Source organism: Polynucleobacter sp. 35-46-11, assembly GCF_002281105.1.
Genome location: NZ_NCFJ01000059.1, coordinates 1 through 11,155 on the forward strand (window position 1 = coordinate 1; position 11,155 = coordinate 11,155).

The window sequence follows — 11,155 nt, forward strand, 5'->3', positions numbered from 1 at the left end:
AGGTTGTTCGTTAGCAATCGTGAATTAACGATTGAAAACGTTCATGCCAGCGAAGAAGAATGCAACTTCGACAGCAGCAGTTTCAGGAGCATCAGAGCCGTGAACAGCGTTTGCATCGATGCTGTCAGCAAAATCAGCACGGATAGTGCCTTTGTCTGCCTTCTTAGGATCAGTAGCGCCCATCAAGTCACGGTTCTTCGCAATTGCGCCTTCGCCTTCCAATACCTGAATCATGACAGGACCAGAAATCATGAAGCTCACCAAATCTTTAAAGAAAGGACGTGCAGCGTGCACAGCGTAGAACTGCTCAGCTTCAGCTTGTGACAAATGCGCCATTCTGGACGCAACAATCTTCAAACCAGCAGATTCGAAACGGTCATAGATCTTGCCGATTACGTTTTTTGCAACAGCATCAGGTTTGATAATTGAAAGGGTGCGTTCGATAGCCATGTAAAACTCCAATAGTGATTTCAAAGATTTTGCTGAAATTAGCGCTAATTTGGATCCAGGGAGAACTTCTGCCCCGCTTCCTACAACGCGCCAGGAATTCAGCGACCCCCGAATTATACATCGGATGACCGTATTTACCCTGATCTGGGCGTAGCTAAGCCATTGAATTTACAGGGCATAACCCTTTGATTTGTAGTCTTTTTCATGGGGGGCTTGAAATTACCCTATTTTGTCTATACTTACTGTCAACAGCCCCTGGTGGGCTCGTGTTTTAACTATGAAAAAGGAGTCAATATGAGTGATCTCAACTCTTACGGCTTTGGGCAAACTGGCTCGATTAGCACCCCTCAGGTACGCAACCGCGTACTGCGCAATACTTACGCCCTTTTGGCGCTCTCAATGGTTCCTACTGTCATTGGCGCATGGCTTGGCGTTGCATTTGGGCTCAACTTCATGGCGGGCAGTCCTTTTATGGGCTTCATCGTCTTTATGGCAATCGCCTTTGGTTTTTTCTGGGCGATTGAGAAAAACAAAGATACCGGCTTAGGCGTTCTATTGCTTCTGGGCTTCACCTTCTTCATGGGCATCATGATGTCCGGCTTAGTAGGCTACACCCTCAATAGTTACAGCAATGGCGCTACCTTGATCATGCTGGCCTTCGGTGGCACTGCAGCGATTTTTGCCGTGATGGCAACGATTGCTACTGTGAGCAAGAGCGACTTCTCAGGCATGGGTAAGTGGTTGATGGTCGGCGTACTGCTCTTGATCGTGGCTTCTTTGGCCAATATTTGGTTGCAGCTACCTGCTTTGATGTTGACTGTGATGGTTGTGGCAATTGCCATCTTCTCAGCCTTCATTTTGGTTGATGTACAACGCATCATCAATGGTGGTGAGACCAACTACATCATGGCTACATTAGCCATCTACTTGGATGTGTATAACGTCTTCACCAATTTGCTCGCACTCTTGGGCATTGTGGGTGGCGACAGAGACTAAGTCTTATTCTCCAGCTTCAACAGAAAAGGCACCTGAGGGTGCCTTTTTCTTTATCTCGATATTCTGATTTTCTGTTCGGTTGAACTATTCACCCTCAGGGTCTTTCGAACACCGCCATGGATTCGACATGCGATGTGTGAGGGAACATATTGACGATGCCCGCACTCTTGAGAACATAGCCTGCCTGATGACACAAGATATCGGTATCTCTGGCTAACGTCTTTGGATTGCAGGACACATACACAATGCGTTGAGGTGGCAAATCGCTACCCTGCTCATGTAGTTGAGCTAAGGCTTGGCAAATCTCCATAGCGCCTTCACGCGGGGGATCCATTAGCCAGCGGTCAGCTTTACTCCATGAAGCAATCGTCTCTGTGCTCACTTCAAACAAATTACTTTGCATGAAGCTGACTTTATCTTCGAGCTGATTGTGCTCTGCATTGGCTTTGGCTCTGGTGGTCAGGCTTTCTAGACCCTCAATACCCAAAACCTTGCTCGCCTTTCTTGCAAGCGGCAAGGTGAAGTTGCCAATGCCACAGAACAAATCGAGCACGCGATCACTTGCTTGGACTTCTAAAAGACGAATCGCCCTACTGACTAAAGCACGGTTCATCATGTGATTGACTTGCGTGAAATCCGCTGGCTTAAATGGCATCTCGATGTCAAACTCTGGCAGGCGATAACAAAGCTTACCGGTTAATGGATAGAACGGCGCAACGGTTTCAATACCTTTGGGCTGCAACCAAACCCAGACTTGATGCTCGTCTGCAAAGTCTCTGAGCAACTGTTCGTCAGCTGGCGTCAGTGGCAGGAGATTTCTAAATACCAATGCCGTGACTGGCTTTGATTTTTTGGGGTCATCTGAATTGGGATCTTCGGGCTCACCAACCGCAATTTCAATCTGCGGCATGCGATCAACAATCGACAAACCCATGACTAATTTACGCATCTCAGGCAACAAATCAGAAACATGTTTTGGCAAAATTTCGCAAGCAGTCATGTCGGCAACATAGCCACTCTTCCCTTCATGAAAGCCAATCAGTACCGTACCTTTTTTGATGGAGCGATTAACTGCGCTTAAGCGCGCGCGATGACGATACTCCCAAGCGGGGCCACCCATGGGGCGAAGAATTTCTTCGGGGGCAACTTTTGCTATGTGCTTTAGATCGTCTTCAAGCACGCGTTGCTTCATTGCAACCTGCGCCCGAATATCTAAGTGCTGCATAGTGCAACCACCGCAGACTCCAAACGATTTGCACTTCGGCTCCGCTCTAAATACGGCAGACTTAAGGATGTCGAGTACCTTGGCTTTACTGAAGCGGGCCTTGTCACGAGTAATGACATAAGTGACTAGTTCAGTTGGCAGTGCGCCTTGAATAAAAATGACCTTACCACTTTGACCTTCTGCAGCCTCTTCCTCGTTCGGCACTAAGCGCGCAATGCCTTGGGCATCTAGATCAAGGGAATCAACTCGTACTGGCTCAGTCACAACGATATGGACTGGCTTTTCTCCTCTACGCATCGGGTGCAAAATCCAAGAGATATTCTTGCCACTGCTCGCCATGCGGCTCTTTAGATTCTTTTTCTAAATAGGCTTTAACAAAAGTGATTTCATCTTTGTATTCTTCCAATGAGAAACCACCGCGCATCAATTGAAAGCGGCAGTACATCAGATAAGTATTGACCACATCGGTTTCGCAATAGCGACGAATCTCATCAATCTTGCCATCTTGATAAGCAGGCCAGACTTGACTGCCATCCATACCCATCTTGCCCGGGAAACCGCAGAGTTTGGCGAGTCCGTCTAATGGTGCATTAGCGCGACCATTAAATTTAGCCAAAAGATCCATCAAATCGAGATGGCGCATGTGATAGCGACTGATGTAGTTATTCCACTTGAACTCACGGCTATCGTTTTCTTGGCTCTCGCCCATCTCCCAGTAGCGTGGTGCTTGTACATGGTTTGCTAATGCGCGGTAATGCAGCACTGGAAGATCAAAACCACTGCCATTCCAAGACACTAACTGAGGGGTATATTTCTCAACGAGCTCAAAGAAGGTTTGAATCAATACCTTCTCACCATCTTGCGCAGTACCTAGTGTTCCCACCTTAATTTGGGGTGAACCATCTTTGGTTGTTCTGCGGATGACGCAGGAGATAGCGCAGATACGTTGTAGATACAGTGGCAGAAACTCACTGCCGGTTTTCTCTGCCCGCTCAGCTATGGCTTTAGCCGCAACTTCACTATCAGATAGCGCATCGGGATAATCATTGAGGCGACGCAATCCAGCAACATCCGGAATGGTTTCAATATCAAAGACGAGTACGGTTGCCATACTGGCGATTACTGCAGGTAAGGCGTAGGATTTACTGGCTTGCCATTCACACGTAATTCAAAGTGGAGTTTTACTGAATTGGTATCGGTGTCACCCATCTCGGCAATCTTCTGACCCTTCTTGACCGCATCACCCTCTTTTACTGAGAGCGTCCGGTTATGGGCATAGGCTGTGAGATAGGTGTTGTCATGTTTGATGATGACAAGATTGCCATAACCACGCAAGCTATTGCCGGCGTAAACCACTTTACCGTCAGAAGCTGCGGTCACGGGTTCGCCTAACTTACCGGCAATATCAATACCTTTGGTTTTTTCACTGAAATCTTCAGTGACTTTGCCTTTAGCTGGCCATGACAGTTTAATACCTGGTTCGGCAACGATTTCTTTAGCGGACTCTGATTTAGGGGCCTCTACTTTTGGCGCATCGGTTTTAGGCAGATCGCCAGCCGTTTTCGGAATGGACTTAACAGTCATTTTGCTGTTAGCTGGCGGCTTTACCAAAATGAGGTCGCCCACTTCAATTAAGTTTGGGTTAGATAAATTATTCCACTGCACCAAATCCCGTGGGGATTGTCCATTATCTAAAGCAATACGGGCCAAGGTATCACCGCGCTTCACGCGATAGTAGCCCAGAGGAGTTGGCTCGTTTCCGCCGCCACTTCGATCAATCACATTAGCCGGCTTAGCCCTAGGAGTGCTTGAACAACCCACATTGAGCACCAAGGAAGTCAAGGCGACTAACAGTAGGAGGTATTTAGACGGTAGATTCATAGGAATTTTCATACTACCCCTGATTGTAAGGGGACAAAAAAGACCTCGTCCAGAACTGTCCTTTGATAGCGCTGGGAGCTCATTCGCTCAACCATGATCAATTGCTGCTCTTTCTCATTCTTGGCAACCGGAGCCACTAGGCGCCCGCCAATAGCCAATTGATCCAATAATGCGTCCGGAATCCCTAGACCTGCTGCCGCCAGAATAATTCCATCAAATGGGGCAGCCTGCGGTAGACCCAAGATGCCATCCCCATAGATCAGGCGCAGGTTCTTAATTCGAAATGGGCGGAGTTTCTCTCTAGCCATGTCGTGCAATGGACGAATTCGCTCAATTGAATACACCTCATCCGATAGCAAGCTGAGCACTGCCGCCTGGTATCCGCAGCCAGTACCGATTTCCAATACTTTTCCCAAGGTCTGTTTGGGTTTATGTAAAAGCTCGATCATGCGTGCCACTACCGATGGTTTGGAAATCGTTTGTGAATGTCCAATCGGTAAAGCAGTATCTTCATAAGCCTGAGGATGCATCCCTGCGTCCATAAATGCATGGCGGGGAACGGTAGCAATAGCTTCCAATGTTTTACCGTGCTTAACCCCAGCTGCGAGTACTTTCGCAGCTAAGGCTTGCCGATGGCCGGCATTACGCTCCGCTGCTGGTCTCAACCGCGCGTCCAGCCATTAGCGCGCATGCTAGCTAAGCGAGCATGATGGGTTAAATCCAATTGCATTGGTGTGATCGAGATGTATCCCTCATCAATTGCATGAAAGTCTGTGCCTTCAGAGCTATCTTTTGCATGCCCTGCCGCTCCAATCCAATATATGTCATCACCACGTGGGCTTTTTTGAACTACTACCGGCTGGGAGTGATGGCGATTACCTAAGCGAGTCACGCGCCAACGATTCAGGTCGGCGTATGGACGATTCGGAATGTTGACGTTGAGTAAAGTTGCAGGTCCTTCGCTATGCGCCATATTAGAGACCAACATTTGCGCAACGATATCGTGAGCGGCTTTCGCTGCATCATCAATACGATTCCAGCCTTTATCAATTTGTGAGAAGGCAATGCCGGGAACACCAAACATCACACCTTCTACTGCGGCAGCAACGGTGCCAGAGTACAGAGTATCTTCACCCATGTTCTCGCCTTGATTAATACCAGAGACTACGAGATCCGGCTTTTCATCTAAGAAACCCGTCATCGCAATATGGACGCAGTCAGTTGGAGTGCCGTTAATAAATAGGAAACCATCACGCTCGCCACCAGCCACACGATGAATCGATAGTGGTCGTGAAAGTGTTAAAGAATTGGAGGCGCCACTGTGATTTTGCTCAGGGGCAATGACTGTTACTCGCCCCAATGGACGAATAGCATTGACCAAGGCCAAAAGACCGGGGGCAAGGTAGCCGTCATCATTTGAAATGAGAATGTGCGGCTGTTTTGTATTTTCACTCATAGTATTTTTAATGCGATCCCATCACTTTTACTTGACTCATACTGTTTCCAGATGAGCGCTTTAAAGCCTAGATTCGCATCCCTTGGAACAGCTCAATTACGCAAAATAAGTTAACGACTTCACTTTTATTGATTATAGGGGTGCACAGGCGCAAGGAACCCCCAAAAAACACATATCTAATTGATTTTTATAGCCTAATTAGGCAAGGACAGCCTGAAACCATTAAAACTCAGCATGAACCCTAAAAGACAGGATGTTTACCGGTCCGCGGGCAGAGTTATAGGCAGGGTTGATGATGTGCTGAAAGTTCAGGCCAGCCAGAACATTCTTGATCACAGTGGCGTTGTAATACACCTCACCGATCCGCTCTGGTGAATATGAAATCGTTTGGCTAGGACTTGCATAGTCACCAATGAAATAAGACACACCCCCTGCTTGCAAGTAGCTGCGGCGATAACTTGATAAACCGTTTTGCATTGCCGAGACACCAATTGTGTCCTTGGGGCGCTTCCAGCTAGTACCGTTCATTCCCATACCAATTGAAATTGAGTTATCTGCTTCAGTGAATGACATCGTCTCAGTATGACCATCGGATGTAAACGCACGACCATAGATACCCAAGTCCTTAGTTAAGGCTTGCTCAGCATTGATACCAATACCCGTCTTGATTTGATTACTACTGCGAACATTGTTAATAGCTTGCGTACCCTGGGCATTATTCTGAATCACATAATTTGTCGCATCCTCAAAGCGCGCCAGAATCATACGATTGCGATAACCCAGCACACTGACCTTACCAGGCAAATCAGCAATATTGTGTTGACGCTCTACTTCAATTTGATCACCATAGGCATTGAAGATTTGCCAATTGAGATCACGGCCATTCGGCGTTTTAGGGGCAAGCATGCGTGAGGCGCGCATGACCCAGTTATCGAGATACCACTCGCCTGCTAAGCCCCAGCTATAGCCGCGTGCATCAGCTGCATAGTCATATGCCAAGTAGGTCATATTGCCCCAGTTCATAAACTGAATGCGGGGGTCTTTGGCGTAACGACTGTCATCAAAGATATCGAGCGTGGAGAACTGACCGCCAGTCAGAACTACACGATTGCTACTGACGGTTTGTGTAATTTGATTGGCTTCATTCTCAAGAACGACTTTGTCGCCTTCTTGATTAATCGTATGGCGCGCAAATGCACGAGCAGAATAAAACTTCGCTTGTGCACCATTAGCTTTAGTTGCTTCACCGTTAGTAAAGCCGCCAAGACCCGCTAAATCCGAAAAAGGTATGCCCGATACCACTTCTGGATTGAAATAAATATCGGTATTAGGTGCAAGGCGTGCGCCAAAGAATAAAGTCCCCGACCAGGTATAACTCATCGACTTCAATGAATCTAAGCTGTTCTGCCCAGAATAGGATGAAGTGAAATTGTTGTAACGCTGATTGATGTAAGTAGTTTGGCCATGCAGATTTACTGGCATACCCCAGAGGCTTCCCTCGGTAGGCAACAAAGCAATAGGCTCAGCAAAAGTCTCGAGTTGGTCGGCGCCAGATCCGGCCTTCTGAGCAAGCGTAGATGTGCTGCAAATGGCAGCAAGCACGCTCAACAAGAGAAGATAGGATTTGTGGGTCATTCACAATTTCACAATGCACAGCGTCAATGACCAATGAATGACTGAAAATTAAATGGTCAGATCTACCGGGGTAAAAACAAGACAACTCAGTTAGGCACGGCGTGAGATTGAAGCTCAACAGGGGTGCAGGCCAAATTATCCCTAAAAAGGGGTAATTTACCTAGAATTTATGTCGATTTAGTGACGATTGGGCTGCTGGGCTTGGGCATTGACGATATCAAGCAACATTTGACCGGTTAATTCGGAATGGTCTTCAGCAGATTTACCCAAACGAACCCAATATTCAATTTGTTGAGAGGGAGATCGCCCTTCCATCCCACCGACTTCCCTAGCTTGCATTACTAAATTCTGAGACAGCCTAATCACTTTGGGCATTTAACTCGACAAAGCCTCTTTAATAGCAATCTTACGATCGATGCTTCTAATTAACCGCTCTATGGGTATTGCCTTAGCCTTCCCACTTCGGAGCTCTTTCATGCTTTTATCAGCCATTTTTAGATCCTGTTGATCCTCAAGCTCTTTGCAATGCAGATCGGCCATTAATTCTTCGACGGTATTAAACTTTTGCCCTTTACCAGACTCAAGTTCTGCAATTGCAGCCAAAGTTTGCAAAAGGTTTTTATTAGGTTTTGAGGGCATCTTTTAATGGGTCAGAAGAATGTCTGACAGCACTGTAGTTAAAAGATGAATGTAGCTGTTTAGCTCGCTGATATCAACGCCAAGAGCAAAAGGGTTTTTAGAAAACTACCCTACTGTTCGACGATCCATCAGCGCTCTAGCTAAGGTGCCTGCATCCACATACTCAAGCTCACCACCTACCGGAATACCTCTGGCGATTCTGGTGACTTTGATTCCTTTGGATTTGAGTACTTCACCAATGTAGTGGGCTGTAGCCTCACCTTCACTGGTGAAATTCGTTGCCAGAACAACTTCCCTGACTGGCACTCCAGTATCTGGAGATTCAATACGATTAAGCAATCGATCGAAATGGATTTCATTGGGGCCCATGCCATCCAGTGGTGAGATGCGGCCCATTAATACAAAGTAATTACCTTTGAAACTCAATGTCTGCTCGACCATCACTTGGTCAGCCGGCGTTTCCACAATGCACAGTAATGATGGATCACGACGATCATCATTACAAGTTGCGCAGATTTGGGTTTCAGAGAAGGTATTGCAACGGGCGCAGTGCCCCACTGTCTCTACAGCTTCACCCAATGATTGGGCCAATACTGCTGCACCATTGCGATCATGCTGCAGTAGATAGAAAGCCATACGCTGCGCTGACTTTGGTCCTACTCCAGGCAATACGCGCAATGCCTCGATCAATCGACCGAGGGCATCTTGTGGAGCTTCTTGACGTGCCATTAAATAAACAGTTTTTTATTAATGATTAAAACGGTAATTTAAAGCCAGGGGGCATTGGCATGCCAGCAGTAGCACCAGACATCACTTGTGCATTAGCCGCCTCTACTTGTTTGAATGCTTCTGTATAGGCAGTAACTAATAAGTCTTCCAGCATTTCGCGATCATCCATTGCACCTGGATCAATCTGCACGCGTTTCATTTCGTGTTTGCCAGAGATGGTGACTTTTACTAAACCACCGGCAGCTTGGCCAGTAACTTCTAGCGCAGCCAATTGCTCTTGCGCCACTTTCATCTTCTCTTGCATCTGCTGGGCTTGTTTCATCAAACCAGCAAGGCCACCTTTCATCATCGCTTTATTTCCTTGTATCTAATATTGTTAAATCTGACAATTAAAGAGGCTTCACAGAACCACCGACGACTTTGGCTCCAAACTCTTTTTCTAATTGCTGAATAAATGGATCTTGAGCAATCATCTGCTCTGCGTTTTGTCTTTTCTCTTGATGAACCTGAGCATCGACTTTAGCAACTGTCTTGCCTTCAACTTCACCCTTTTCTATTATTACTTTGATCGGTTTGCCAAAGTGTGCAGTTAATGCGTCAGCCAAACGACCAACAGAAGCTTCTGAAGCCAGTTGCGGCATTGGTGTCACAACAGTAGCGCGCACGCCTGCTGGTGAATCTTCCCAATCTTGTAATTCTGTCTGAAACGCTAATTGCTGAACCAAACCTTTAACCGGCAACTGACGCATCAAGGCATGCCAGTCTGGACGATTTGCTGCAGATGCAGTCGCTGCTGGTGCAGAAGCTGGAGCTGGAGCGGATGCTGCAGGAGCAGGCGCTGAAGACCTAACTGGAGCAGCAGTTTGATTTACCGGAGCTGCTGGTCTTGGAGCTGATGCTACTGGCGGCGCTGAATTCCCTACTCTGCCTGGAGTTTCACTTCCGGGACGAAAGGCCAACATGCGCAAGAGCGTCATGGCAAAGCCAGTTTGTTCATCTGGGGCAAGCGATAAATCGGGGCGGCTGGTAATGCTAATTTGGTAAAAGAGTTGCGCCTCTTCTTTTGTAAGTGCGCTAGCCAGGCGACGAATCTCTGCTGCTTCAGGCCAATCTTCCAAAACAGATTCTGGGACAATTTGTGCGGCAGCGATTTTCTGAATGAGACTTGATAGATCTGCCAGTGCTAATGAGAAAGACATACTGCGCTCACCCATCTCATTTGAGATAGCTAGCAATGTCGCACCATCTTTTGTAATCAAGGCATCCAGAATGCGAATGAGATAAGCATCATCCAATGTGCCGAGCATGCCACGCACTGCTTCTTCAGATACTTTGCCAGCAGCATAGGCAATTGCTTGATCGGTGAGAGATAAAGCATCGCGCATCGAACCCTGCGCTGCTTTAGCTAAAACACGCAGTGCATTGGTTTCGCAATCGACGTTTTCTGCAGCGAGTACTTTTTCTAAATGCTCAACGATGAGCGGTACAGGCATTTGCTTGAGATTGAACTGCAAGCAACGGGACAGAATAGTTACTGGAATCTTTTGTGGATCAGTAGTCGCAAGTATGAACTTCACATGTTCAGGCGGCTCTTCGAGCGTCTTGAGCATGGCATTAAAGGCATGATTGGTGAGCATGTGCACTTCGTCAATCATGTAGACCTTGTAACGCGCATTACTTGGAGCGTAGGCTGCCTTCTCTAATAGAGCGGCAATATCGTCTACCCCGCGATTACTCGCAGCATCCATCTCGATATAGTCAACAAAGCGACCGGCATCGATTTCTAGGCAAGCTGGGCATTTTCCGCAGGGTTCTGAGGTCATGCGACCTTGACCGTCTTCCCCGGTGCAATTGAGGGCTTTGGCCATAATTCGGGCAATAGTGGTCTTTCCGACCCCGCGAGTGCCAGTAAAGAGCCAAGCGTGGTGTAGTCGACCCTGATCTAAGGCATGGGTTAATGCCTTAACCACATGGTCTTGTCCTACCAATTCGGAGAAAGTTTTAGGGCGCCACGAACGGGCTAAAGCCAATGCTGTCATGTATTACATTCTAACAAGCTAAAATGGAATTGGACGGGCCTCCCCGCATGGCGGTTTGGATAACCTGGTCAGGTCGGGAACGAAGCAGCCAAACCCAATTCTGTC

Annotated in this window: 12 protein-coding genes, 1 other RNA gene and 1 pseudogene; 2 read left to right on the forward strand and 12 right to left on the reverse strand. The window is 47.4% G+C overall.

Going from position 1 to position 11,155, the window contains the following annotated elements:
- Positions 1–24: 24 nt before the first annotated feature.
- Complete coding sequence (ndk, locus tag B7Y67_RS06655; protein ID WP_046330292.1) at positions 25–450, reverse strand: nucleoside-diphosphate kinase; 426 nt, start codon at positions 448–450, stop codon at positions 25–27.
- Between the two features lie 294 nt (positions 451–744).
- On the opposite strand from ndk, the gene B7Y67_RS06660 reads away from it, so the two are divergent.
- A complete protein-coding gene (locus tag B7Y67_RS06660; RefSeq protein WP_293597969.1) occupies positions 745–1,446 on the forward strand; it encodes a Bax inhibitor-1 family protein in 702 nt (233 codons plus the stop codon).
- A 94-nt stretch (positions 1,447–1,540) separates the two neighbouring features.
- Here the strand turns inward: B7Y67_RS06660 and rlmD are convergent, their stop codons facing one another.
- From rlmD to dnaX, 11 genes and pseudogenes are all read right to left on the reverse strand, one after another.
- Complete coding sequence (gene rlmD / locus B7Y67_RS06665; protein ID WP_293597977.1) at positions 1,541–2,968, reverse strand: 23S rRNA (uracil(1939)-C(5))-methyltransferase RlmD; 1,428 nt, start codon at positions 2,966–2,968, stop codon at positions 1,541–1,543.
- On the reverse strand, positions 2,961–3,782 hold the full coding sequence (locus B7Y67_RS06670) for a 3'-5' exonuclease (RefSeq protein WP_293597970.1): 822 nt from the start codon (positions 3,780–3,782) through the stop codon (positions 2,961–2,963). Before B7Y67_RS06670 ends, rlmD begins: the two co-directional genes overlap by 8 nt.
- An 8-nt stretch (positions 3,783–3,790) precedes the next feature.
- Positions 3,791–4,552: a peptidoglycan DD-metalloendopeptidase family protein gene (locus B7Y67_RS06675; protein WP_293597971.1), complete on the reverse strand. Its 762-nt coding sequence runs from the start codon at positions 4,550–4,552 to the stop codon at positions 3,791–3,793.
- An 8-nt stretch (positions 4,553–4,560) separates the two neighbouring features.
- Positions 4,561–5,184, reverse strand: a pseudogene (locus B7Y67_RS06680) (protein-L-isoaspartate(D-aspartate) O-methyltransferase); the annotation flags it as partial.
- A gap of 29 nt (positions 5,185–5,213) precedes the next feature.
- Positions 5,214–6,008 carry a 5'/3'-nucleotidase SurE gene (surE, locus tag B7Y67_RS06685; RefSeq protein ID WP_293597972.1) on the reverse strand — a complete coding sequence of 265 codons (795 nt, stop codon included), beginning with the start codon at positions 6,006–6,008 and terminating at the stop codon, positions 5,214–5,216.
- Between the two features lie 222 nt (positions 6,009–6,230).
- The gene (locus B7Y67_RS06690) at positions 6,231–7,643 is read right to left on the reverse strand and encodes a carbohydrate porin (RefSeq protein ID WP_293597973.1); all 1,413 of its coding nucleotides are present in this window, start codon (positions 7,641–7,643) and stop codon (positions 6,231–6,233) included.
- Positions 7,644–7,820: 177 nt separating this feature from the next.
- On the reverse strand, positions 7,821–8,018 hold the full coding sequence (locus B7Y67_RS06695) for a hypothetical protein (protein ID WP_293597974.1): 198 nt from the start codon (positions 8,016–8,018) through the stop codon (positions 7,821–7,823).
- Positions 8,019–8,282, reverse strand: coding sequence for a hypothetical protein (locus B7Y67_RS06700; RefSeq protein ID WP_293597975.1), 264 nt, complete (start codon positions 8,280–8,282; stop codon positions 8,019–8,021).
- Between the two features lie 105 nt (positions 8,283–8,387).
- The gene (gene recR, locus B7Y67_RS06705; RefSeq protein WP_216133499.1) at positions 8,388–9,011 is read right to left on the reverse strand and encodes a recombination mediator RecR; all 624 of its coding nucleotides are present in this window, start codon (positions 9,009–9,011) and stop codon (positions 8,388–8,390) included.
- Positions 9,012–9,036: 25 nt separating this feature from the next.
- Complete coding sequence (locus tag B7Y67_RS06710; protein ID WP_215374483.1) at positions 9,037–9,360, reverse strand: YbaB/EbfC family nucleoid-associated protein; 324 nt, start codon at positions 9,358–9,360, stop codon at positions 9,037–9,039.
- A 40-nt stretch (positions 9,361–9,400) separates the two neighbouring features.
- Complete coding sequence (gene dnaX, locus B7Y67_RS06715; protein WP_293597976.1) at positions 9,401–11,050, reverse strand: DNA polymerase III subunit gamma/tau; 1,650 nt, start codon at positions 11,048–11,050, stop codon at positions 9,401–9,403.
- A 32-nt stretch (positions 11,051–11,082) separates the two neighbouring features.
- Between dnaX and ffs the strand changes: the two genes are divergently transcribed.
- Positions 11,083–11,155: signal recognition particle sRNA small type (gene ffs, locus B7Y67_RS06720), an RNA gene on the forward strand; the annotation flags it as partial.